The organism is Streptomyces sp. NPDC093795 (assembly GCF_044764665.1).
In the GTDB taxonomy this organism is placed as follows: domain Bacteria; phylum Actinomycetota; class Actinomycetes; order Streptomycetales; family Streptomycetaceae; genus Streptomyces.
In genome coordinates this window covers 360,068-382,515 of record NZ_JBIWIO010000001.1, presented here as the reverse complement: position 1 = coordinate 382,515, position 22,448 = coordinate 360,068, and the positions used below count along the sequence as shown (strand labels likewise).

The window sequence follows — 22,448 nt, the reverse complement described above, 5'->3', positions numbered from 1 at the left end:
GGCGGAGTGTCGTACCCACGTGCGACACTCCGCCTCATGCTGGGTGTCACCGATCTTCCGACCTACCTCGTGGGTCTCGTCCTCATCATCCTCCTGCCGGGGCCGAACTCGCTGTACGTGCTGTCCGTCGCCGCCCGCAAGGGCACCCGGACCGGGTACAAGGCCGCCGCCGGTGTCTTCACCGGCGACGCCGTCCTGATGACGCTGGCCGCGCTCGGCGCGGCCTCACTGCTCCAGACCACACCCCTGCTCTTCATGATCGTGAAGTACGCGGGCGCGGGGTACCTGGCGTGGATGGCGTACGGGATGCTGCGGGCGGCCTGGTCGATGTGGCGCGGGCGGGACGAGGTGCGTCACGAGGACACCGCCCAGGCTCCGGTGGCCGCGGGGGAGAACCCGTACCGGCGGGCGCTGATCATCAGCCTCTTCAACCCGAAGGCGATCCTCTTCCTCATCTCCTTCTTCGTGCAGTTCGTGGACCCCGGCTACGCCTACCCGGCGCTCTCCTTCCTGGTCCTCGGCACCCTGCTCGAGATCGGCAGCTTCCTCTACCTGACGCTGCTCATATTCGGCGGCACCCGGCTCGCCGCGACGTTCCGGCGCCGCAGGCGGCTCTCGGCCGGGGCGACCTCCGCCGCGGGCGCCCTCTTCCTCGGCTTCGCCGCGAAACTCTCCCTCAGCAGCGCCGCTTGACCCTCACACCGTGTGAGGTCGTTCCGTAGGGGTCGTCATGTTTGCCATCGGAGACTTCGCCCGGCACGGGCGGGTGTCGGTCCGGATGCTGCGCCACTACGACGCCATCGGACTGCTGCGCCCGGCCCACGTCGACCCGCACAGCGGCTACCGCTTCTACACGGCGGACCAGCTCGCCCGGCTCAACCGTGTCATCGCGCTCAAGGACCTCGGCTTCACCCTCGAACAGGTGGGGGCGATCCTCGACGAGCAGATCGACGCGGACGAGCTGCGGGGCATGCTGCGGCTGCGCCAGGCCGAGCTGGAAGCGGCCCTGACGGAGGCGCGGGCCAGGCTCGCCCAGGTCGGCGCGCGGCTCCGAGCCATCGAGAGCGAGGGACGCATGTCCACCCAGGACGTCGTCGTGAAGAAGATCCCCGCCGTGCGCGTCGCCGAGCTGAGCGGCGTCGCCGCGAGCTTCGGCCCGCAGGACATCGGCCCGGTGATCGGGCCGATGTACGACGAGCTGTGCGGCCGGCTCGAAGCCGCGGGGGTCACCGGGTTCGGCCCGGGGATCGCGTACTACGAGGACGCGGGCAAGGGCGACGGCTCGGTCGTCGTGCACGCCGCCATGACCGTCCCCGAGGGAACGGCCGCGGAGGGCGTCGAGGTGCGGGTGCTGCCCGGCATCGAGGAGGCGGCCACCATCGTCCACCGGGGATCGATGGAGGACATCCTGCCGACCGTGCAGACCCTGGCCGCCTGGATCGACACCAACGGCTACCGGTCCGCCGGTCACGCCCGTGAGCTGTACCTGGAGTGCCCGGAGGACCCGGCCGGCTGGGTCGCCGAGATCCAGGAGCCCGTCGTCCGCGCCTGAGCCCGGACGCGCCCGCGGGCCCGGGTCACCCCCGAACGGGGTCCCGGGCCCGCGGGCCGTACCTCGTCGCTACCGCTTCTTCAGCGCCTTGCGCAGCCGCAGCGCGCGCCGCGCCAGCCGGCGGACCTTCGGGTGGCGGGGGATCGGCAGGCCCCCGGGCAGGTCAAGGACGGTGAGGCGGCGGCGGGTGAAGTGGTGCCGGGTGCGCTCGGCGAGCGGGCCCGACAGGTGCCGTACCGCGGGCTCCCGCAGCTCCGGCCGTATCTTCGGCTGCATCGCGAAGCCGACCGCCGCGACCAGGTCGTTCAGGAGCTCCGTACCGGCCGCGTCGCCGACCACCGCGCCGCTGTCCTCCGTGCCGTCCTCAAGGGGCGGCACGACGGCGTCCACGACCGTGAGCGGGATGCGGTTGCTGTTCTGGAACGGGGTGAGCCGTTCCAGGAGGGCGCCCGTGCCGACCCGGGCCACCGGCAGCCCGTAGAAGGTCCCCGCGGTCAGCAGCGCGGTGGAGAAGCAGCCGACGACGAGCGCGGGCCGCAGCTCGCCGTAGAGGACCTCGGCCAGCACCGGCCGGTCCTCGACGGTCAGTTCGGCGCCGAGCTCCTCCGCCGCCCGCACCAGCGTCCGCGACCAGGCGTCGGGGGCCGTCGGGTGCGGCTTGAAGACGAGCCGCCGGTGGCCCCGGGCGATCGCGCCCCGGACCATCCGCAGGTGCAGCTCCTCCTCCTCCGCGGCGGTCAGCAGCTTGAGCGCCGCCAGGTACTGGCCGAGAAGCAGGGCGGGCCCGCCCTCCGTCGCCCCCGCGGGCCCGGGGCCCGCCAGCTCCTCGACGACCTTGGTGAACGCCTCCGTCGGTACGGCCTCCGGCACCGCGCCGAACTCGGCGAGCAGCAGCGGCGCGAGCCCGGGCACGAGGTCCAGGTGGAGCAGCCGGCCGACACGACCGCCGATCAGCGGGTCGATCTTGTTACGGGTCGGCCCGTAGCTCATCAGACCGTCCGCGTACACGGTGATCGGCGCGTCGGGCAGCAGCTGGGCGATGGCGAGCGCGGGCGTCACCTGGAGCGATTCCAGGGCGAGTTCGACGCGGTCGTCGCCGAGGTTCCAGAGCTTGCGCAGATGCCGCTGGAGGAGCGGCAGATCGCTCGCGCGCGGGGTCCAGCCGCCCGGGTGGAGCGGGGAGATCGTCTCGTTCCAGGACAGGACGGAGTCGAAGCGGCCGCGCAGCCGGTCGAAGCCCTCGGCCTCGTCGAGGGCCGGGGTCGTCTCCGGGACGGCCGCGTTGTTGGTGACGAGGAGGATCCGGCGGTCGGCGGTGCCGAAGCAGCCGCTGTCCACGGCGGCGGCGAGCGTCACCGCCCCGTAGAGGGTGGAGGCACAGAAGATCTGGGTGGTCCGGCGGGCGCTCACGCGGCCACCTCCGCGGAGGCCGAGCCGGCACCGGCGCCCGTACGCGTCCCCGGGCCCGCGCCCGGGGTCGGGGACGGCGGTGGGGCCGGGCGACGGCGGCGCAGTCTGCGCAGCATCGTCGCGCGGTCCCCGCCCATCGCCGTCAGGGCCTCGTCGAGGACCCCCTGCGGCATCCGCCGCAGCGCACCCGCGCTCATCGCCTTCAACTGGCGGGCCACCTCCGGCTCGAATCGTTCGATCGAACCCATGTGATGGGAGATCACCGCGCAATAGGTACGGACGGCTTTCGGAAGAAGAAGATCCGCATTCGCGTCCTTCGCCGTTTCCTCGATCACCTGGTCGAAAGCGCGGATGAAATCCAATTGCCGTACATCACCGATCTGGGTGAGCGAGGTCGCGACCCCACGCCGGTAGAAGACACCGAGTTCACCGATCGCGGCGAACGATTCCGCCTCGCGGTGCAGTCTCCAGATCCACGGCCGGTCCTCGGCCGTCCGCAGACCGTGCGTGAAGTGCAGAAGCCCGCGGTCGAGAAGCCGCCGGTGGTAGATCCCCGCCCAGGCGTACGGGTAGTCGACCGAGGTCGTCCGGTGCGCCGGCAGGATCGCGTCCCGCGGGTTCAGCACCTCGCCGCGCAGGGGCACCGGCGCGCGGCGGATGCCGCGGTTCCGGCCGGTGACGGAGACGTGGTCGGTGCGCAGGAAGTCACAGCCGAGGTCCTCGGCCGCCGCGACCAGGCGGGAGTAGTAGCCGGGGGCGAGCCAGTCGTCCCCGTCCAGGAAGGTGAGGTATTCGCCGCTGGCGGCGTCGATGCCGGTGTTCCGGGCCGTGGCGAGGCCCTCGTTGTGCTCGTGCCTGATCAGGACGGCACCCGGGATCTCGCGCGCGGCCCGTTCGAGGAGTTCGGGCGTCCCGTCCGACGAGCAGTCGTCGACAAGAAGGAACTCGAAGTCCTCGCGGGCGTTGGCCCGCAGGCTCGTGAGGGTATCGGGGGCGTATGTCTGCACGTTGAAGAACGGCACGACGACGGAGAGCTTGACCACGCGGCCGACGCTAGGCGCCGCCCCGGCATTCCCACCGACCGGTGGGCAGCTATTCGGTGAACACCAAGCGGCGGGCCGATTAACCACCTTTCCCTGTGGGTGGATCCGGCCCCCTTACGACCGGATCCCGACCTACTTCAACAGGAGGAGAGGCTCTGTTCACCGTTTGTTGTGGCCCAGTTGGGCCGGAAAGCGGAATGCCCTTCTAGCGTCCTCGGCGTGCAAGGAAGTAACAGAGAAGCGGTACGGGTCGCCGTACTCGCCGACTCCGACACCCGGTGGAAATGGGGCGCCCTCACGGCGCGCCGCATCACCACGGCGACCGCCGAACCCACCGGATTCGTCCTGCGCGGACGGGCGACGCCCACCGCGCGCCAACTCGCCGAGACAGGGGTGTCCACGACCACCCCGCGCGAGGTGACGGGCGCGGAGTTCCTGCGCGCCCTACGGGACGCGGAGGAGCGCGGCGAGGGATACGACCTCGTCGTTCTCGCCCTCGTCGGCGGCACCGTCCGGGCCGTCCTCCAGGGCCTGGCCGATCTGGACCTGGTCCGGCGCCCGGTGATCGTCACCGGCTACGTCGGCGTCGTCTACGAGAAGCTCACCGACGGACTGCTGTTGCGCCACGGCGCCGATGTCGTCCTCGCCAACTCCCGCCACGACGCGGAGCGTTTCCGCGCCGTGTACGAGGGAGTGGGCGCCGGAGCCGACTCGGTCGTCGAGGCCGCCCTGCCCTTCCTGGGCGGCGCCCCGTACGCCCCCGAGGCCGGCCGCGACACCCTGGTCTTCGCCGCCCAGCCGTCCGTGCCGGCCACCCGGACCGAACGCGCCTACGTGCTGCGGCGGCTCATCGCCCACGCCCGCCTCCACCCGCGCCGCGAGGTGCTCCTCAAGCTCCGCTCCAAGCCGGGTGAGCACACCACGCACCTGGAGGAGTTCCCGTTCCAGAAGCTGGTCCGCGAGCTCGACCCGCCCGCCAACTTCCGGCTGGTGTACGGACACATGGGCGAGGTCCTCGACCGTACGGACCTCCTGGTCACCGTCTCCTCCACGGCCGCCCTGGAAGCCCTGCACCGCCGGATCCCCACCGCGATCCTCACCGACCTCGGGGTCCGCGAGGCGCTCGGCAACCACCACTTCGTGGGCTCGGGCCTGCTCGCCTCCTTCGACCGGCTCGACAAGGGGCTCGCCCCGACGCCCGACGAGACGTGGCTGGCCCGGCAGGGGGTGGCCGCCGACGGCTCGTACGAGGGGGCCTTCGACGCGGCCCGCGACCGGGTCGCCGAACTCCTGGCGCTTCCCGAGCTGCCCCCGATCACCCCCTACTACACCGCGGAGACGGCCCCCGGCTACCTGCCCGGGATCCTCGCCCGCCACCGCCTGGACGTCTCCGCGCCGGAGTCCCGCGAGAGCGGCCTGCGCCGGATCGTCCGGGAGGCGGCGCGGGGCGCGTACCGCCACGGCGTGCAACGCGTCGCCCCCGTCATCCGCCGCCTGGGAGAACTCTGATGCCCGCCACCACCCAGCCCCCCGCACAGCCCACGGCCACGGAGCCCGCGGCCACGGAGCCCGCGGCCACGGAGCCCGCGGCCACGGAGCCCGCGGCCACGGAGCCCGCGGCCACGCAGCCCACGGCCACGGAGCCCGCGGCCACGCAGCCCACGGCCACGCAGTCCACCGCCCAGGGCCCCGCCGCCTCGGCCACGCAGCCTCCCGCCACCGTGCTCGCCGTGATCCCCGCCCGGGGCGGCTCCAAGGGCGTCCCCGCCAAGAACCTCGCCCCGGTCGCCGGAGTCCCCCTGGTGTCCCGTGCCGTCCAGGCCTGCCTCGGCGCCCGCCCGGTCACGCACGTCGTCGTCTCCACCGACGACGCCGGCATCGCGGCCGCCGCCCGCACCGCCGGGGCCGAGGCCGTGCGGCGGCCCGCCGAGATCGCGGGCGACACCGCCACCAGCGAGGCGGCCGTCCTGCACGCCATGGACGCCTTCGAGGCCACCCACGGCCGCCCGGCCGACGTGGTCCTCCTCGTCCAGTGCACCAGCCCCTTCCTCACCTCCGCCGAGGTCGCCGAGACCGCCGAGCGCATCACCTCCGGCGCCGCCGACACGGCCTTCACGGCGGCCCCGTCCCACGGCTTCCTCTGGCGCGACACGGTCGAGGGCGGCGCCACCGGCGTCAACCACGACAAGGCGCACCGCCCCCGCCGCCAGGACCGGGAGCCCGAGTACCTGGAGACCGGCGCCGTCTACGCCATGGACGCGGCCGGGTTCCGTACCCACAGGCACCGCTTCTTCGGCCGTACCGCGCTCGTCGTCACCGACCCCGCCCGGGTCCTGGAGATCGACGACCCGCACGACCTGGCCCGGGCCCGCGCCCTCGCGCCGCTCCTCGACACCCCGGCCACGCCCGGCTTCGCCGACATCGACGCCGTGGTCCTGGACTTCGACGGCACCCAGACCGACGACCGGGTCCACCTCGACGCCGAAGGACGCGAGTTCGTCTCCGCGCACCGCGGCGACGGCCTCGGCATCGCCGCCCTGCGCCGCGCGGGCCTCCCCGTCCTCATCCTCTCCACCGAGCAGAACGCCGTCGTCGCCGCCCGCGCCCGCAAGCTCAAGATCCCCGTCCTGCACGGCATCGACCGCAAGGACCGGGCGCTCAAGGAGTGGTGCGACGCCGAGGGCATCGACCCGCAGCGCGTGCTCTACGCCGGAAACGACGTCAACGACCTGCCCTGCTTCCACCTCGTCGGCTGGCCCGTCGCGGTGAGCAGCGCCCACGACTCCGTGCGGGCCGCGGCCCGCGCGGTCACCGTCACCCCGGGCGGCTCAGGAGCGATCCGCGAGATCGCCGCCTGGCTCCTCGGACCCGAGCTCAACACCCCCAACGCGTAAGGAACCGCACCATGAACAGCCGCCTCCGCACCCTCGGCGACAAGACCGCCGGCCCGGGCCGCTCCGTCTACATCACGGGCGAGATCGGCATCAACCACAACGGTGACCTCGACAACGCCTTCGCCCTCATCGACATCGCCGCCGAAGCCGGCTGCGACGCCGTGAAGTTCCAGAAGCGCACCCCCGAGATCTGCACGCCGCGCGACCAGTGGGACATCGAGCGCGACACCCCCTGGGGCCGGATGACGTACATCGACTACCGTCACCGCGTCGAGTTCGACGAGACCCAGTACCGCGCGATCGACGAGCACTGCAAGAAGCGCGGCATCGACTGGTTCGCCTCCCCGTGGGACACCGAGGCCGTCGCCTTCCTGGAGAAGTTCGACGTCCCCGCCCACAAGGTCGCCTCCGCCTCCCTCACCGACGACGAGCTGCTGCGCGCGCTCCGCGCCACCGGCCGTACGGTCATCCTCTCCACCGGCATGTCCACCCCGGTGCAGATCCGCCACGCCGTCGAGGTCCTCGGCAGCGCGAACATCCTGCTCTGCCACGCCACCTCGACCTACCCGGCCAAGGCCGAGGAGCTCAACCTCCGCGTCATCCAGACGCTCCAGGACGAGTACCCGAACGTCCCGATCGGTTACTCCGGCCACGAGACCGGCCTCCAGACCACCCTCGCGGCCGTGGCCCTCGGCGCCACCTTCGTCGAGCGTCACATCACCCTCGACCGCGCCATGTGGGGCTCCGACCAGGCCGCCTCCGTCGAGCCGCAGGGCCTCCAGCGCCTGGTCCGCGACATCCGCGCCATCGAGGCCGCCCTCGGCGACGGCGTCAAGAAGGTCTACGAGTCGGAGCTCGGCCCGATGAAGAAGCTCCGCCGGGTCCAGGGCCTCGTCACCGCATGACCGGGCAGCTGGCGTTCGTCGAGAGCCCGGTCCAGCTTCTGAACGTCCTGGAATGGGCGCACACGCAGGCGCCCGCCCCGGGCGCGCCCCGCACCGCGCCCATGGGCGCGCCCCACTCGGCGGACGCCACCCCGCCCCTCACGGTCGTCGTCCTCTCGCCGACCGACCCCATGTCACGTGGCCAGCTGCGCCGGATGGCCCAGCTGGCCCGCGACGAGGGCGTCACCGTCCACTGGCAGGAGGCCCGCGGCGGCCGGGGCGCGCTCGTCCGCACCCTGCGGGAGCTCGCCCGGCCGCTGCGGTCGGCGGAGCGGGTGATCATCGGAGACCCGTTCTCGCGGTACGTCCAGCTGCTCCTGACCCTGTTCGGACCCCGGCACCTGACGGTGGTCGACGACGGCACCGCGACCATGGAGTTCGCCGACCAGATCGGCCGGGGCGAGCGCCTGGTGCGCTGGCACCGCAAGGGAAACCTGGGCCCGCGCGAGCTGGTCCTCGCCCCGGTGACCTCCCTCGCCCGGCGGCGCCTCGCCCCGACCCGGGGCCGTACGGTCGAGATCTTCACCTCGCTGCCCGTGGAGGCCCCCGAGGGCATCGAGGTCACCGAGAACTCCTTCGCCTGGACCCGCACCCGGTTCGGCCCGCCCCGGCTCATCAGCGGCGCGGACCTGGTGGGCACCTCGCTGGTCGAGACGGGCGTGGTCGACGCCGGCCACTACGACCGGGTGGTCGCGGAACTCGCCCGCGCCCACGGCGCCACCCGCTACTTCGCGCACCGCAGGGAGAGCGCCGAGAAACTGCACCGCATCGCGGTCGAGACGGGTCTTCAGGTGGTCCGGCCCGAACTGCCCCTCGAGCTGATCGCCCGGCGCGGCCCCGTCGGCCGTACGATCGTCAGCTTCCCGTCCACGGTCGTGCACACCCTGCCGCTCGCCCTCGCCGGGACCGGGGTGAAGGTCGCGGTCTGCGAGATCGCCCCGGAGTGGCTGCGGGAGAGCGCCTCACCACGCGCGCAGGGGTTCCTGTCCGGCGTGGCGGGCACCGCGGCCCACGAGGTCGACCGGCTCACCACCCGGGCGTCGACCTCCACCGACCGGCTCGGATTCGGGTGACCCTACCCACATGGAACAGCCTTCATGCCTGGTGAACGGAGTTTCTTTCCCCTAACGGGTTGAACTTTTCGTGATCAACGGGCAGTTGACCTGTCTGAAGGCCTACCCTTCAAAAGGTGAACCAGTTGAAGTCCCGTGAGCCAGACTCCGCCACCCTGCCCGGAAAGCTGTCCGACCCCCTGCGCGTCGAGCTGATCGCCTTCCGCAGGGACGTGCACATGCACCCGGAGCTCGGGAACCAGGAGTTCCGTACGACCGCCGTGCTGAAGGCCCGCCTGGAGGCGGCCGGCCTCGCGCCGAAGGTCCTGCCGGCCGGCACCGGACTCATCTGTGACATCGGCACCCCGGACCCCCGCCGTCCCATGTTGGCGATCCGCGCCGACCTCGACGCGCTGCCCATCCCCGACGTGAAGACCGTCGCCTACCGCTCCACGGTGGCCAACCGCGCCCACGCCTGCGGACACGACGTCCACACCACCACCGTCCTCGGCGCCGGACTCGTCCTCGCCGAACTCGACCGCCAGGGCCTGCTGCCCAACGCCGTGCGGCTGATCTTCCAGCCCGCCGAGGAGGTCCTCCCCGGCGGCGCCGCCGACGCCGTCGCGGCCGGGGTCCTGGACGGGGTCGGCCGGATCATCGCCGTCCACTGCGACCCCCGGGTGGACGCCGGGAAGATCGGGCTCCGCGCCGGCCCCATCACCTCCGCCTGCGACCGCCTCGAAGTCACCCTCGACGGCCCCGGCGGCCACACCGCGCGCCCGCACCTCACCACCGACCTCGTCACCGCCGCCGCCCGGGTCGCCACCGACGTCCCCGCCGTCCTCGCCCGCCGTGTCGACGCCCGCTCGGGCCTCTCGGTCACCTGGGGCCGTATCGAATCCGGCCACGCGCCCAACGTCATCCCCCAGCACGCGGAGCTCTCCGGCACCGTCCGCTGCCTCGACCTGCCGACCTGGCGCGAGGCACCCGACCTGGTCCACGCGGCGATCGACGAGATCGCGACCCTGCACCGCGCCAAGTCGACCGTGAACTACGTCCGGGGCGTCCCCCCGGTCGTCAACGACCCGGGGGTCACCGAACTGCTCCACGACGCCATGGCCGCGCGCCGTGGAACGCACGCGATCGAGGACACCGAGCAGAGCCTCGGCGGCGAGGACTTCTCCTGGTACCTGGAGCACGTCCCCGGCGCCATGGCCCGCCTCGGCGTCCGCACCCCCGGCGACACCCGCGTCCGCGATCTGCACGCGGGCGACTTCGACGTGGACGAGCACTGCATCGAGGCCGGGGTGGAACTCTTCACGGCCGCGGCCCTCCTCGACGCCACGCCGACCCTCTGACCCCGCCCGCCCCGGGCCCCACGCCGACCCCGCCGGGCCGGGGCCCCACGCCGACCCGCTGACGCCCGCCCGACCCGGGCCCCACGCCGACCCGCTGACGCCTGCCCGCCCCGGGCCACGCCGACCCGCTGACCCCCGGCCGGACGGACCCTCACCCCTCCGGCCGACCGCCGTCCCCCCTTCGGCCCAGCGCCCGGCGTGGCGCGCCCCCGCGCCCCTCCCGCCGCCCGTTCCCGGCGGTATAACCGGCCGTACCGGGCCGAACGCCCCCGGTCGCCTCGACTGGCCGGTTCGCGACGATCCGATAACGACTCATGAACGGGTCTTTAACTGACATCTACGCGCGTTACGATCGCCGCGAAACCAGCGCCGGAAGAGGCGCTTTCGGTCAGTCTTGAAGGGACCCTCCTCTTGCGCCGGATCACCAGGATCACGACCGTGGGCATCGCCTCCGCGGCCCTCGCCCTGTCCGCCACCGCGTGTGGCAAGTCTTCGAACGACTCCGGTTCCGGGACGGACTCGAAGGCGGCCAAGGCCGCCATCGCGTACGACATCGGCGGCCGTGGCGACCAGTCGTTCAACGACGCCGCCTACGCGGGCCTGAAGAAGGCCGAGGACGAGCTCGGCGTCAAGGGCTCCGAGGCCGAGCCGTCCGAGGGTGAGGGTGACGCCGACAAGGTGCAGCGCCTCACCGCGCTCGCCCGCGCCGGCAACAACCCGGTCATCGGCGTCGGCTTCGCCTACGCGCCGGCGATCGAGAAGGTCGCCAAGGCCTACCCGAAGACCACCTTCGGCCTCATCGACGACACGTCGAAGACCGGCCCGAACATCGCCAACCTCGTCTTCAACGAGGAGCAGGGCTCCTACCTGGCCGGCGTCGCCGCCGCCAAGGCGTCCAAGACCGGCACGGTCGGCTTCATCGGTGGCGTCGAGGTGCCGCTGATCAAGAAGTTCGAGGCGGGCTTCGCGCAGGGTGTCAAGGACACCAACCCCAAGGCGAAGGTGCTCGTGCAGTACCTGACCCAGCCGCCGAACTTCGACGGCTTCTCCAAGCCCGACCTCGGCAAGGCCGCCGCGCAGGGCCAGCTCGACAAGGGCGCCGACGTGATCTACGCCGCCGCCGGTCTGGCCGGTTCCGGCTCGATCGAGGCCGCCGCGACCGCCGGCAAGTGGGCCATCGGCGTCGACTCCGACCAGTACAACCAGGCCGGTCTCGCCTCCTACAAGGAGCACATCCTGACCTCGGTCACCAAGGACGTGTCGGACTCGGTCTTCAACCTGATCAAGTCGGTCAAGGACGGCAAGCCGCAGACCGGTGAGATCCGTTACGGCCTCGCCGCGGACGGCGTCGGCCTGGCCGACTCCAACCCGGCGTACAAGAAGATGACCGATGTCACCGACGCCGTGGCGAAGGCGAAGAAGGACATCGTCGACGGCAAGATCACGGTCAAGACCGCTCCGTAAGGACGGCAGGTCACCGACCTCAGGGCCCGGCAACGGTGGGACCCCCACCGGAGCCGGGCCCCGTTCCCGTACAGGTTTTCACTTTCCGGCAGCGCTACGCGTGTAGATGTCTCCCTGGCACGATAACTTCGCCCCGCCCTGCCCTCCCCCGCTCCCACTCCTTCCGGCCAAGGAGAGTGCGTCATCAACGCGTCCAGCCCCCCTGCCGTAGAACTGCACGGCATCACCAAGCGATTCCCTGGCGTCGTCGCCAACAAGGACATCGCGATCACGGTCCGCAAGGGCACCGTGCACGCCCTCATCGGCGAGAACGGTGCCGGCAAGTCGACCCTCATGAAGATCCTCTACGGCATGCAGAAGCCGGACGAGGGCACCATCGCCGTCGACGGCGAGCAGGTCACCTTCTCCAGCCCCGGTGACGCCATCGCGCGCGGCATCGGCATGGTGCACCAGCACTTCATGCTCGCCGACAACCTCACCGTCCTGGAGAACGTCGTCCTCGGCGGCGAGAAGCTCTACGGCATCGGCGCCAAGGCGCGGCGGAAGATCCAGGAGATCTCCGACGCGTACGGCCTCGGGGTCCGCCCCGACGCGCTCGTCGAGGACCTCGGTGTCGCCGACCGCCAGCGCGTGGAGATCCTCAAGGTCCTCTACCGCGGCGCCAGGATCCTCATCCTCGACGAGCCGACCGCCGTCCTCGTCCCGCAGGAGGTCGACGCGCTCTTCGACAACCTGCGCGAGCTCAAGTCCGAGGGCCTGACCGTCATCTTCATCTCGCACAAGCTGGGCGAGGTCCTGAAGGTCGCCGACGACATCACCGTCATCCGCCGGGGCACCACGGTCGGCACCGCCGACCCGAGGACCGCCACCACCAAGCAGCTCGCCGAGCTGATGGTCGGCAGCGAACTCCCCTCGCCGGAGACCCGCGAGTCGACGGTCACCGACGTCCCGATGCTCAAGGTCGAGAACCTGACCCTCGTCGAGGGTGGCGGCGCGACCCCCCTGACCACGGCCGCCCCGCCGGACCCGTCGAGCACCGCCACCGTCCGCGAGGAGACCGCGGCGGGCCGCAAGCTCCTCGACGACATCTCCCTCACGATCCACAAGGGCGAGATCCTCGGCATCGCGGGCGTCGAGGGCAACGGCCAGACCGAGCTCATCGAGGCCCTCATGGGCCTGTCCACCCCCGACGCGGGCGTCATCTCCCTCGACGGCAAGGACATCTCCAAGGTCTCGGTGCGCAAGCGCCGCGAGGGCGGCATCGGCTACATCCCCGAGGACCGCCACCGCCACGGCCTGCTCCTGGAGTCCCCCCTCTGGGAGAACCGCATCCTCGGCCACGTCACCGAGGCGCCCAACTCGAAGCGCGGCATCCTCGACCCGAAGGCGGCCCGCAAGGACACCGAGCGGATCGTGCGCGAGTACGACGTCCGCACTCCCGGCATCGACGTCACCGCGGCCTCCCTCTCCGGCGGCAACCAGCAGAAGCTGATCGTCGGCCGCGAGATGAGCCACGCCCCCAAGTTCCTGATCGCCGCCCACCCCACCCGTGGTGTGGACGTCGGCGCGCAGGCGCAGATCTGGGACGCGATCCGGGACGCCCGCCGCGAAGGCCTGGCGGTGCTGTTGATCTCCGCCGACCTCGACGAGCTGATCGGTCTCTCCGACACCCTCCGGGTCATGTACCGCGGCAAGCTCGTCGCCGACGCCGACCCCGCCACCATCACGCCCGAGGAGCTGGGCTCCGCCATGACCGGCGCGGCCAGCGGTCACCTCGAAGGCAACGAAGAGCCCGAAGACGGTGACGCCCGATGATGAAATTCGACAAGGACAAGCTGATCATCGGGGCCGCGGGCCCGGTGCTCGCGCTCGTCTCCGCGTTTGTGCTCACCGTGCTGGTGCTGCTCGCGACGGGCCTCGACCCGATCGAGCCGATCCGGCTGATGATCGACAACGCCGCGTTCTCCGACATCCAGGTCCTGATCGTCAACCAGACCGGGATCTACTACCTGGCAGCCCTGGCCGTGGCCGTCGGCTTCCGGATGAACCTGTTCAACATCGGCGTCGACGGCCAGTACCGGCTCGCCGCGATGGTCTCGGCCCTCGTCGGCGCCTCGGTCGAGCTGCCCGGCCCGCTGCACATCCTGCTCATCGTGCTCGTCGCGATGCTGACCGGCGCCTTCTGGTCCGGCATCGCCGGCATCCTGAAGACCACCCGGGGTGTCTCCGAGGTCGTCTCGACGATCATGCTGAACGCCATCGCGACCTCGCTGGTGGCCTGGCTGATCCTGCCGAAGAACTTCGGCTTCCAGCCGGAGGGCTCGAACAACCTCACCACCGGTGAGATCTCCGAGTCCGGCTGGTTCCCGGGCATCGACATGGGCGAGGGCAACGGAGTCATCTACGGCTTCACGTTCGTCGCGCTCGCCCTCGGCGTCGTCTACTGGTTCGTCCTCAACCGCACCCGGTTCGGCTTCGACCTGCGCGCCACCGGCGCCAGCGAGTCCGCCGCCCAGGCCAGCGGCGTCGACGCCAAGAAGATGATCCTCACCTCGATGCTGCTCTCGGGCGCGCTCGCCGGCCTCTCCGGCATGCCGACGCTGCTCGGCGAGTCCCACACGTACAGCCTCGACTTCCCCGTCGGTGTCGGCTTCACCGCCATCACCATCGCCCTGCTCGGCCGTAACCACCCGGTCGGCATCTTCTTCGCGGCCCTGCTCTTCGCGTTCCTCGACAAGGCCTCCTCGTCGCTGGACACCGAGGGCTACCCGAAGGAGATCACCAAGATCATGCAGGGCATCATCGTGATCGCGGTCGTCGTCTCGTACGAGCTCGTCCGCCGTTACGGCCTCCGCCGCCAGCAGCAGAAGGTCGGCGAGGAACTCGCCGCCGGCGGCGCCATCAAGACCGACAAGGAGGTCTCGGCATGAGCACCGGCACTGTCACCAAGCCGAGCGCCGCGCCCAAGGGCGGCGGACGCCGCAAGCTCACCCTGCCGTGGATCATGCTGATCGTCGCGGCCGGTCTCGTCCTCTTCTCCTTCGTCCGGGTCGTCTCCGGCGCCGACGACCTCACCTCCGTCGGACAGGTCTCCGGCGCGCTCCAGCTCGCCGTCCCGATCGGCCTCGCCGGACTCGGCGGCCTGTGGGCCGAGCGCGCGGGCGTCGTCAACATCGGCCTCGAAGGCATGATGGTCCTCGGCACCTGGTTCGGCGCCTGGGCCGGCTACCAGTGGGGCCCCTGGGTGGGCGTCCTCCTCGGTCTCCTCGGCGGCGCGCTCGGCGGTCTGCTGCACGCGATCATCACCGTCACGTTCAACGTGAACCACATCGTCTCCGGTGTGGCGATCAACATCCTGGCGGTCGGCTTCACCCAGTACCTGTCGAACTTCACGTTCGCCGAGGCCGAGGGCGGCTCCTCCAAGCAGTCCCCGCGCATCGACCAGATCACGAAGATCACCATCCCAGGGTTGTCGGACTGGCTACAGGACCTCCAGCAGAAACACTGGTTCCTGATCTCCGACCTGGCCGGCATCCTCGGCGGCCTCGTCACCAACCTGTCGCTGCTCACGATCGTCGCCCTGCTGCTGATCCCGGGCACCTGGTGGCTGCTGTGGCGTACGGCCTTCGGCCTGCGGCTCCGCTCCTGCGGTGAGAACCCGGTCGCGGCCGAGTCCCTCGGCGTGAACGTCTACAAGTACAAGTACATCGCCGTCACCGTCTCCGGCGCCCTCGCCGGCCTCGGCGGCGCGTTCCTCGCGATCGTCGCCACCGGCATCTACCAGGAGGGCCAGACCGGCGGCCGCGGCTACATCGGTCTCGCCGCGATGATCTTCGGCAACTGGATGCCCGGCGGCATGGCACTCGGCGCCGGCCTCTTCGGCTTCACCGACAGCCTCAAGCTCCGCGGCGGCGCCGAGAACGTCCACGCGCTGCTGCTGCTCGTCGCCGTGCTCCTGGTGCTCGCCGCGGCCTGGCAGCTGTACAAGAAGAAGTACGTGGCCGGTGTGGTCGCGGCCGCCTTCTCCGTCGGCTTCTTCCTCTGGTACCTGATGACCGACGAGGTCCCGAGCCAGTTCGTCGACGCCGCCCCGTACATCACCACCCTGCTCGTGCTCGCCCTCTCGGCGCAGCGCCTGCGCATGCCGAAGGCCGACGGACTGCCGTACCGGAAGGGCCAGGGCAAGTGACGTCCGCGCCCGACTGGGACCTCCTCCGGGAGACGGCCCGCGAGGCCATGTCCCACGCGTACGCCCCGTACTCGGGCTACCCGGTCGGCGCGGCGGCCCTCGCCGACGACGGCCGGGTGGTCTCCGGCTGCAACGTCGAGAACGCCTCCTTCGGCCTCGGCCTGTGCGCCGAGTGCGGCCTCGTCTCGCAGCTCCAGGCGACCGGCGGCGGCCGGCTGACCCACTTCGTCTGCGTCGACGGCCGGGGCGAGCCCCTGGTGCCGTGCGGCCGGTGCCGGCAGCTCCTGTACGAGTTCGGCGGCCCCGAGCTCGTCCTGGAGACGCCCGCCGGGTTCCTGACGCTGGCGGAGATGCTGCCGCAGGCGTTCGGCCCGGACCACCTCACCAAGTAGCACCTCGGAGCGACCCTTCCGGCACGATGGAAGGGTCGCTCCCCCCTTCCCCCCTCTATGCGCGTAGAAAGAGGCACCACCTCATGGACGTCATCTCCGTCATCCGCACGAAGCGGGACAAGGGCGAGCTGAGCCCGGAGCAGATCGACTGGGTCATCGACGCGTACACCCGCGGTGCGGTCGCCGACGAGCAGATGTCCGCCCTGGCCATGGCCATCCTGCTGAACGGCATGAACCGCGCGGAGATCGCCCGCTGGACCGCCGCGATGATCGCCAGCGGCGAGCGCATGAACTTCGACTCCCTCTCCCGCCCCACCGCCGACAAGCACTCCACCGGCGGTGTCGGCGACAAGATCACCCTTCCGCTCGCCCCGCTCGTCGCCGCCTGCGGCGCGGCCGTCCCGCAGCTCTCCGGCCGCGGCCTCGGCCACACCGGCGGCACCCTCGACAAGCTGGAGTCCATCCCCGGCTGGCGCGCCCTGCTCTCCAACGAGGAGATGCTGCACGTCCTCGACACCACCGGCGCGGTGATCTGCGCGGCGGGCGACGGCCTCGCCCCGGCGGACAAGAAGCTCTACGCGCTCCGTGACGTCACGGGCACGGTCGAGGCCATCCCCCTCATCGCCTCGTCCATCATGTCGAAGAAGATCGCGGAGGGCACCGGCTCCCTGGTCCTCGACGTGAAGGTCGGCACCGGCGCCTTCATGAAGAACATCGAGGACGCCCGCGAACTGGCCTCGACGATGGTCGGCCTCGGCACCGACAGCGGCGTGCGGACGGTGGCCCTGCTCACCGACATGTCCACCCCGCTCGGCCTCACCGCCGGCAACGCCCTCGAGGTCCGCGAGTCCGTCGAGGTCCTCGCGGGCGGCGGCCCGGCGGACGTCGTCGAGCTGACGATCGCGCTGGCCCGCGAGATGCTCGCCGCGGCCGGCATCAGGGACGCGGACCCGGCGAAGGCCCTCGCGGACGGCTCGGCGATGGACCACTGGCGCCGGATGATCGCGGCCCAGGGCGGCGACCCGGACGCGACCCTCCCGGTCGCCCGCGAGCAGCACGTGGTCACCGCCCCCGCCGACGGCGTCCTCACCCGCCTCGACGCCTACGACATCGGCATCGCCGCCTGGCGCCTGGGCGCGGGCCGCGCCCGCAAGGAGGACCCGGTGCAGGCGGGCGCGGGCGTAGAACTGCACGCCAAGCCGGGCGACACGGTCACGGCGGGCCAGCCGCTCCTGACCCTCCACACGGACACCCCGGAGAAGTTCGAGTACGCGCTGAAGTCCCTGGACTCGGCCTGGGACATCGCGGCCCCGGGCACGGCCTTCACCCCGACTCCGATCGTCCTGGACCGCATCGCCTGAGGCATATGCATCTGACACGTTCGGGTGAACGGGACCGGTGGACCATCGCCGGTCCCGTTCGGCATGCTGGGATCGGTGACGACCGAATGAGGAGCACACCATGAGCGCACTCGCTGCCGAGCCCCAGTACGGCCAGGGCAATGGCTGGGAGGACCTGGTCCGTCGCTGGGAGTCGATGGACTGGCCCGAGGGCTGCAAGGTGGAGATCATCGAGGGGATCATCACCGTGGCACCCACGCCGTGCGCCGGACACAACAACATCGCTTACAGGATTCTGAGGCGGCTCGCGGCTGAGATCCCCGAGGAGTGGGGCGTCTACCAAACGCAGTCCATCGCGATTCCGACCCGCCTGAGCGCCTTCGTCCCGGACCTCCTTGTTGCCCCTCTGAACGAAGTGGAGGGGCCCCACCACATCGTCCCGGCCGCAGTGGCAGAACTCGTTGCCGAGGTCACTTCGCCGTCGAACGCGAGCACCGACCGGATCACGAAAGCTGCCGCGTACGCCGAGGCCGGTGTACCGCTCTACCTCCTCATCGACCGCCACGCGCCCGGCGGCCCCACCGTGACCCTGTACGGCGAGCCGAAGGGTGACGTCTACCGCGTGCTGCGCGCGGTGCCGTTCGGCGAGGAGATCCACCTCCCCGCCCCCTTCGGCCTCACCCTCGACACCGCAGAGTTCCCCGTCAGCTGAGCGCCACGCCGAGCAGCCCCGGCAGCTCCCGCATGTGCTCGAAGACAACCGTCCGGGGTCCCGCGAGCCGCTCCGCCCGGGACAGGCCGCCCGCGTAGCCGAAGGCCCGCATCCCGGCCGCACGGGCCGCCCGCACGCCGTACGGGCTGTCCTCCACCACGGCGCACCGCTCCGGCGGGACGCCCATCGTGGCCGCCGCGTGCAGGAAGAGGTCCGGGGCCGGCTTGCCCCGGGCGACGTCACGGGCGCTGAACATGCGGCCCTCGAAGCGGTCCAGCAGGCCCGCGCGCGTGAGGTTCTTGCCGATGCTGGCGTGGCTGCCGTTGGAGGCGAGGCAGTACGGGACGTGCAGCGCGTCCAGGACTTCGGTGACGCCCTCCACCGCCGTCAGCTCCGCGTCCAGCGCGTCCTCGTACCGCTGCCGGAAAGGCGCGTTCCAGCCGGGCTCGAGCGGGCGGCCGATCCGCTCCTCCAGGATCGAGGTGAGGAGCTCGTGCGAGGAGCCGACGAAGTGCTCCACCATCTCCTCCTCGGTGAACTCCGCCCCGAGGGTGGCGAACACCTCCCGGTCCACCCGGCAGTAGATCCGCTCGCTGTCCACCAGAACGCCGTCGCAGTCGAAGATCACCAGTTCGACAGGCTCATGAGTCATGATCGGCAGCCTAGCGACACGGGCCCGCGATGAGTTCCAGGTCCCGGGGCGGTCTCAACGGACGTGGACACCAGTCAACCGCTTGTCGTGACCCTGCCCGCCCGCCCCACCCGGGACGAGGTGGCGCGGCTCTGTGCCGAGCTCGCCGCCGCCCCGCCCGGTGACGTGGTCTGCGAGGTCGGCGCCCTCGCGCCCGCCGACCTCACCGCCGTCGACGCCCTCGCCCGCCTGAAGCTCGCCGCCGGCCGCCGTGGCCACCGGATCCGCTTCCACGGAGCAGGACCCGACCTACGGGCCCTGCTCCTCCTGACGGGAATCGACGGGACCCTAGGCCTCTAGCCGGGCCGGCAGGTCGAAGAGCGGGAACCAGCGCTCGGTGTCCAGGAAGAAGTCCATCCCGGCGACCTTGCCGTCGCGGAGCTCCAGGACGATGAGCGCCCACGGGCTGTAGCCGCCCGCCGGGTCCGGGTGGTACTGCGCGAACGCCGGGGAGCCGTTCGCCACGGTCGGCACCAGCTTCGAGCCGGAGCAGACCTCGCCGACGCCCAGCATCCAGCCGACGATGTCGTCGTGACCCTGGAGCCAGAGGTCGTACGGCGGCATGGACATGGTGGCGTCCTCGTGGAGGAGCGCGGTCAGCGCCTTCATGTCGTAGCCCTCGAAGGCGGCGACATAGCGCTCCAGGAGCGCCTTCTGCTCCTCGTCGAGCGGGTTCGCCGGGTCGGAGGCGGCCGGCGCCTGCTCGGCCAGGGTCGCGCGGGCCCGCTGGAGCGCGCTGTTGACCGAGGCGACGGTGGTGTCGAGGAGCTCCGCGACCTCGCTCGCCTTCCAGGCGAGCACCTCGCGCAGGATGAGCACCGCCCGCTGCTTGGGCGGCAGATGCTGGAGCGCGGCGACGAACGCGAGCCGTACCGTCTCCCGGGAGACGGCCGTCTCCGCCGGGTCCGCGACCGAGGGAAGGACCCGCCCGTCGGGGACCGGCTCCAGCCAGGTGATCTCGGGCTGCTTGACGAGCTGCGCCTGGGCGACCGGCGTCGGCGAGGTCAGGTCCATCGGCCGTGCCCTCCGGTTGCCCGCGTTCAGCGCGTCCAGGCAGACGTTGGTGGCGATCCGGTACAGCCAGGACCGCAGCGAGGAGCGGCCCTCGAAGGAGTCGATGGCCTTCCAGGCCCGGACCATGGTGTCCTGCACCGCGTCCTCCGCCTCGAAGGACGATCCGAGCATCCGGTAGCAGTAACCGGTCAGCTCCCTGCGGTACTTGTCGAGTTCGTCGGTCGTCGCGGTCGCGGCGTCACTCATCGGGTCCACACCCCACTCACCCCTCACCGGCACCCGTTCGGTGCCGGTGAGAGGGAAGCTACCGGAGCGGACTGACAGTCGGGGTCAGGTTCCCGGCTTACGTCCGTAGACGAAGACGTCGTCGCCGTTCCGCAGCAGGTTCCAGTACACCTTGGCGTCCCTCGACGTCATGTTGACGCATCCGCCCGAGCCCGGTGGGTTCCACATGGACTTGGTGGTCGAGTGGAAGGCCTGCCCGCCGTCGAAGAACTGCGCGTACGGCATGGAGACGTTGTAGAGCGTCGACCAGTGGTTGATGTTCCGCCAGTAGATCTTCTTCGAGCCGGTACGGGTCTCGGTGCCGTCCTTGCCCGTACGGACCGGCACGGGGCCGTACTTGAGGCGGCTGCCGTCCTGGATCCAGGTCAGCTGGCGGGTCAGGTCGACGCAGGCGATCCGGCCCCGGTTGGTCGGACAGGCGCCCGCCCGGTTGGGGGTGGTGCCCGCCGCCCTCTGCTGGAGGATCGTGTTCATCGTGCGCCAGGTGACCGTCCCGGCGTACCCCGCGGCCGGGGTGATGCCGTGCTTCGCCTGGAAGGCCTGGATGGCCTGGCAGTCGGCGAGCGACTGGCGGCCGTCGACGGTCCGCCCGAGGAACTTCTCCACCTGCTTCTGGTACGGGCCCGTCGTCACGTTGCAGGACGCCGCCTGCGCCGGAGCCGTACCGAGCGCGATCGTCATCGGCACCACCAGTGAGGTGAGGCCGGCCGCGATGCCCGCTCTCCTGCCTATGCGACCCGCGATTCTCTTCATGATTGTCAACTCCCCCTTGAGTCCTATCACTCAGGACGTCCGGGGGAGCGACTCAGTTGCAGTGGAACCGGGCGGAATCAGCAGGGCGCGGCGATCCGCGTCCGCCGCGCCTCCAGGCGGGCGCTGTGGCTGCCGTACAGCGTGACCGACACGACGCCGAGGACCGCGACGAGACCGATCAGGACGGTCCCGGCCCACCCGCCCGCGTGGAAGGCGACCGCGCCGAGCGTGCCGCCCGCGCTGCTGCCGAGGTAGTACGCGGACTGGTAGAGCGCCGAGGCCTGCGCGCGGCCCGTCGTCGCCGTACGGCTCACCGAGGAGGAGGCGACGGCGTGGCCCGCGAAGAAGCCGGCCGTGATCAGGACGAGGCCCGCGAGGACCGTGGGCAGCGCGTCGGCGAGCGAGAGCAGCAGGCCGAGGGCCGTGGTGGAGACCGCCAGGTAGAGCGCCCCGCGCCGGCCGAGCCGCCCGACGAGCCTGCCGGCCGCCGCCGAGGAGACCGTACCGACCAGGTAGACCAGGAAGATCGAGCCGATCACGCCCTGCGGAAGCGAGAACGGGGCCTCCACCAGGCGGTAACCGATCACGGTGTACACCGCGCCGAAGACCGTCATGAACAGGGCGCCGATCACGTAGAGACGCATCAGCAGCGGGTCGGAGAGATGCGTCCGCACGGTCCGCGCGAGCGCCCGCGGGTCGAGCGTGCCCGGCGTGAAGTGCCGTGCCTTCGGCAGCAGCGCCCGGAAGGCGAGCGCGCAAAGGAGCGAGGTCAGACCGACGGCGGCCAGACCCGCACGCCAACCCCACATCTGGGCCACCCAGCCGGTCACCAGACGGCCGCTCATGCCACCGATCGAGTTGCCCGCCACGAACAGGCCGATCGCGCCGATCAGCGCCCGGGGGCGGACCTCCTCCGCGAGGAAGGCCATCGCGGAGGCCGGGAGCCCGGCGAGCGCCACGCCCTGGACCGCGCGCAGCGCGATCAGGGACTCCAGGTTCGGGGCGAGCGGCACCAGGAGCGCGACGGCGACCGCGACCGACAGGGAGGCGATCATCATCGCGCGCCGGCCGAAGCGCTCCGAGAGGGCGCTCAGCGGGAGGACACACAGGGCGAGGGCGCCGGTCGCGGCCGAGACCGTCCAGGAGGCGGCGGAGGCGGTGGCGCCGAACTCGGCCGAGATGGCCGGGAGCAGGGCCTGCGTGGAGTAGAGGAGGGCGAAGGTGGCGAGGCCGGCGGCGAAGAGCGCGAGGCTCATCCGGCGGTAGCCGGGGGTGCCGGGGGCGAGGCGGGTGTCGGCGGACGCGGTGGTGGCGGCCGCCTTGGTACTGGCGGAAGGCATGTCACGAACGTAGGC

General features: G+C 71.5%; 21 protein-coding genes. 15 read left to right on the top strand and 6 right to left on the bottom strand.

Features of this window, described 5'->3' with window-relative positions; all coding sequences use genetic code 11:
* Window positions 1–36: 36 nt before the first annotated feature.
* Window positions 37–693, top strand: a complete 657-nt coding sequence (gene leuE / locus ACIRB7_RS01785; protein WP_403590917.1) for a leucine efflux protein LeuE — start codon at window positions 37–39, stop codon at window positions 691–693.
* A gap of 37 nt (window positions 694–730) precedes the next feature.
* Complete coding sequence (locus ACIRB7_RS01780; RefSeq protein ID WP_403590914.1) at window positions 731–1,552, top strand: MerR family transcriptional regulator; 822 nt, start codon at window positions 731–733, stop codon at window positions 1,550–1,552.
* Window positions 1,553–1,621: 69 nt separating this feature from the next.
* Here ACIRB7_RS01780 and ACIRB7_RS01775 read toward each other — a convergent pair whose 3' ends face one another.
* Together ACIRB7_RS01775 and ACIRB7_RS01770 are read right to left on the bottom strand one after the other, a co-directional pair.
* Window positions 1,622–2,962 carry a polysialyltransferase family glycosyltransferase gene (locus ACIRB7_RS01775; protein WP_403590911.1) on the bottom strand — a complete coding sequence of 447 codons (1,341 nt, stop codon included), beginning with the start codon at window positions 2,960–2,962 and terminating at the stop codon, window positions 1,622–1,624.
* Window positions 2,959–4,005 (bottom strand): glycosyltransferase family 2 protein, encoded by a 1,047-nt coding sequence (locus tag ACIRB7_RS01770; RefSeq protein ID WP_403590908.1) that lies wholly within the window; start codon window positions 4,003–4,005, stop codon window positions 2,959–2,961. Before ACIRB7_RS01770 ends, ACIRB7_RS01775 begins: the two co-directional genes overlap by 4 nt.
* Window positions 4,006–4,224: 219 nt before the next feature.
* On the opposite strand from ACIRB7_RS01770, the gene ACIRB7_RS01765 reads away from it, so the two are divergent.
* The 12 genes from ACIRB7_RS01765 to ACIRB7_RS01710 all read left to right on the top strand — a co-directional run bounded on the left by ACIRB7_RS01765 (window position 4,225) and on the right by ACIRB7_RS01710 (window position 18,350).
* The gene (locus ACIRB7_RS01765) at window positions 4,225–5,514 is read left to right on the top strand and encodes a DUF6716 putative glycosyltransferase (protein ID WP_403590905.1); all 1,290 of its coding nucleotides are present in this window, start codon (window positions 4,225–4,227) and stop codon (window positions 5,512–5,514) included.
* Window positions 5,514–6,899 (top strand): cytidylyltransferase domain-containing protein, encoded by a 1,386-nt coding sequence (locus ACIRB7_RS01760; protein ID WP_403590902.1) that lies wholly within the window; start codon window positions 5,514–5,516, stop codon window positions 6,897–6,899. The genes ACIRB7_RS01765 and ACIRB7_RS01760 overlap by 1 nt, the downstream gene beginning before the upstream one ends.
* A gap of 11 nt (window positions 6,900–6,910) precedes the next feature.
* Window positions 6,911–7,804 (top strand): N-acetylneuraminate synthase family protein, encoded by an 894-nt coding sequence (locus ACIRB7_RS01755; protein WP_403590899.1) that lies wholly within the window; start codon window positions 6,911–6,913, stop codon window positions 7,802–7,804.
* Complete coding sequence (locus ACIRB7_RS01750) at window positions 7,801–8,916, top strand: hypothetical protein (protein ID WP_403590896.1); 1,116 nt, start codon at window positions 7,801–7,803, stop codon at window positions 8,914–8,916. The genes ACIRB7_RS01755 and ACIRB7_RS01750 overlap by 4 nt, the downstream gene beginning before the upstream one ends.
* 116 nt (window positions 8,917–9,032) lie before the next feature.
* Window positions 9,033–10,253 carry an amidohydrolase gene (locus ACIRB7_RS01745; RefSeq protein ID WP_403590893.1) on the top strand — a complete coding sequence of 407 codons (1,221 nt, stop codon included), beginning with the start codon at window positions 9,033–9,035 and terminating at the stop codon, window positions 10,251–10,253.
* 411 nt (window positions 10,254–10,664) lie between these two features.
* The gene (locus ACIRB7_RS01740; protein WP_403590890.1) at window positions 10,665–11,717 is read left to right on the top strand and encodes a BMP family protein; all 1,053 of its coding nucleotides are present in this window, start codon (window positions 10,665–10,667) and stop codon (window positions 11,715–11,717) included.
* A gap of 183 nt (window positions 11,718–11,900) precedes the next feature.
* On the top strand, window positions 11,901–13,532 hold the full coding sequence (locus ACIRB7_RS01735) for an ABC transporter ATP-binding protein (RefSeq protein WP_403592435.1): 1,632 nt from the start codon (window positions 11,901–11,903) through the stop codon (window positions 13,530–13,532).
* A complete protein-coding gene (locus ACIRB7_RS01730; protein ID WP_403590887.1) occupies window positions 13,529–14,647 on the top strand; it encodes an ABC transporter permease in 1,119 nt (372 codons plus the stop codon). Before ACIRB7_RS01735 ends, ACIRB7_RS01730 begins: the two co-directional genes overlap by 4 nt.
* On the top strand, window positions 14,644–15,906 hold the full coding sequence (locus tag ACIRB7_RS01725) for an ABC transporter permease (protein ID WP_403590884.1): 1,263 nt from the start codon (window positions 14,644–14,646) through the stop codon (window positions 15,904–15,906). The genes ACIRB7_RS01730 and ACIRB7_RS01725 overlap by 4 nt, the downstream gene beginning before the upstream one ends.
* Entirely contained in the window at window positions 15,903–16,298 is a 396-nt protein-coding gene (locus tag ACIRB7_RS01720; protein WP_403590881.1) for a cytidine deaminase, read from the top strand. The genes ACIRB7_RS01725 and ACIRB7_RS01720 overlap by 4 nt, the downstream gene beginning before the upstream one ends.
* 83 nt (window positions 16,299–16,381) lie before the next feature.
* On the top strand, window positions 16,382–17,659 hold the full coding sequence (locus ACIRB7_RS01715) for a thymidine phosphorylase (protein WP_403590878.1): 1,278 nt from the start codon (window positions 16,382–16,384) through the stop codon (window positions 17,657–17,659).
* 100 nt (window positions 17,660–17,759) lie between these two features.
* Window positions 17,760–18,350: a Uma2 family endonuclease gene (locus tag ACIRB7_RS01710; RefSeq protein WP_403590875.1), complete on the top strand. Its 591-nt coding sequence runs from the start codon at window positions 17,760–17,762 to the stop codon at window positions 18,348–18,350.
* Here ACIRB7_RS01710 and ACIRB7_RS01705 read toward each other — a convergent pair.
* Window positions 18,343–19,002, bottom strand: coding sequence for an HAD family hydrolase (locus ACIRB7_RS01705; protein WP_403590872.1), 660 nt, complete (start codon window positions 19,000–19,002; stop codon window positions 18,343–18,345). The two genes, ACIRB7_RS01710 and ACIRB7_RS01705, sit on opposite strands and share 8 nt — an antisense overlap.
* Before the next feature lie 63 nt (window positions 19,003–19,065).
* Between ACIRB7_RS01705 and ACIRB7_RS01700 the strand changes: the two genes are divergently transcribed.
* Window positions 19,066–19,341, top strand: a complete 276-nt coding sequence (locus ACIRB7_RS01700; RefSeq protein WP_403590869.1) for an STAS domain-containing protein — start codon at window positions 19,066–19,068, stop codon at window positions 19,339–19,341.
* Here ACIRB7_RS01700 and ACIRB7_RS01695 read toward each other — a convergent pair.
* The 3 genes from ACIRB7_RS01695 to ACIRB7_RS01685 form a co-directional block, all read right to left on the bottom strand.
* Window positions 19,330–20,301, bottom strand: a complete 972-nt coding sequence (locus ACIRB7_RS01695; protein ID WP_403590866.1) for a sigma-70 family RNA polymerase sigma factor — start codon at window positions 20,299–20,301, stop codon at window positions 19,330–19,332. The two genes, ACIRB7_RS01700 and ACIRB7_RS01695, sit on opposite strands and share 12 nt — an antisense overlap.
* A gap of 84 nt (window positions 20,302–20,385) precedes the next feature.
* Window positions 20,386–21,093 carry a L,D-transpeptidase gene (locus ACIRB7_RS01690; RefSeq protein ID WP_403590863.1) on the bottom strand — a complete coding sequence of 236 codons (708 nt, stop codon included), beginning with the start codon at window positions 21,091–21,093 and terminating at the stop codon, window positions 20,386–20,388.
* 77 nt (window positions 21,094–21,170) lie between these two features.
* A complete protein-coding gene (locus ACIRB7_RS01685; RefSeq protein ID WP_403590860.1) occupies window positions 21,171–22,433 on the bottom strand; it encodes an MFS transporter in 1,263 nt (420 codons plus the stop codon).
* Between the last annotated feature and the right edge of the window lie 15 nt (window positions 22,434–22,448).

What these genes read in the sequence shown, in the direction of transcription:
- leuE (WP_403590917.1), top strand. Translation starts at nt 37, where the DNA reads ATGCTGGGTGTCACCGATCTTCCGACCTACCTCGTGGGTCTCGTCCTC.
- ACIRB7_RS01780 (WP_403590914.1), top strand. Translation starts at nt 731, where the DNA reads ATGTTTGCCATCGGAGACTTCGCCCGGCACGGGCGGGTGTCGGTCCGG.
- ACIRB7_RS01760 (WP_403590902.1), top strand. Translation starts at nt 5,514, where the DNA reads ATGCCCGCCACCACCCAGCCCCCCGCACAGCCCACGGCCACGGAGCCC.
- ACIRB7_RS01755 (WP_403590899.1), top strand. Translation starts at nt 6,911, where the DNA reads ATGAACAGCCGCCTCCGCACCCTCGGCGACAAGACCGCCGGCCCGGGC.
- ACIRB7_RS01750 (WP_403590896.1), top strand. Translation starts at nt 7,801, where the DNA reads ATGACCGGGCAGCTGGCGTTCGTCGAGAGCCCGGTCCAGCTTCTGAAC.
- ACIRB7_RS01730 (WP_403590887.1), top strand. Translation starts at nt 13,529, where the DNA reads ATGATGAAATTCGACAAGGACAAGCTGATCATCGGGGCCGCGGGCCCG.
- ACIRB7_RS01725 (WP_403590884.1), top strand. Translation starts at nt 14,644, where the DNA reads ATGAGCACCGGCACTGTCACCAAGCCGAGCGCCGCGCCCAAGGGCGGC.
- ACIRB7_RS01715 (WP_403590878.1), top strand. Translation starts at nt 16,382, where the DNA reads ATGGACGTCATCTCCGTCATCCGCACGAAGCGGGACAAGGGCGAGCTG.
- ACIRB7_RS01710 (WP_403590875.1), top strand. Translation starts at nt 17,760, where the DNA reads ATGAGCGCACTCGCTGCCGAGCCCCAGTACGGCCAGGGCAATGGCTGG.
- ACIRB7_RS01705 (WP_403590872.1), bottom strand. Translation starts at nt 19,002, where the DNA reads ATGACTCATGAGCCTGTCGAACTGGTGATCTTCGACTGCGACGGCGTT.
- ACIRB7_RS01695 (WP_403590866.1), bottom strand. Translation starts at nt 20,301, where the DNA reads ATGAGTGACGCCGCGACCGCGACGACCGACGAACTCGACAAGTACCGC.
- ACIRB7_RS01690 (WP_403590863.1), bottom strand. Translation starts at nt 21,093, where the DNA reads ATGAAGAGAATCGCGGGTCGCATAGGCAGGAGAGCGGGCATCGCGGCC.
- ACIRB7_RS01685 (WP_403590860.1), bottom strand. Translation starts at nt 22,433, where the DNA reads ATGCCTTCCGCCAGTACCAAGGCGGCCGCCACCACCGCGTCCGCCGAC.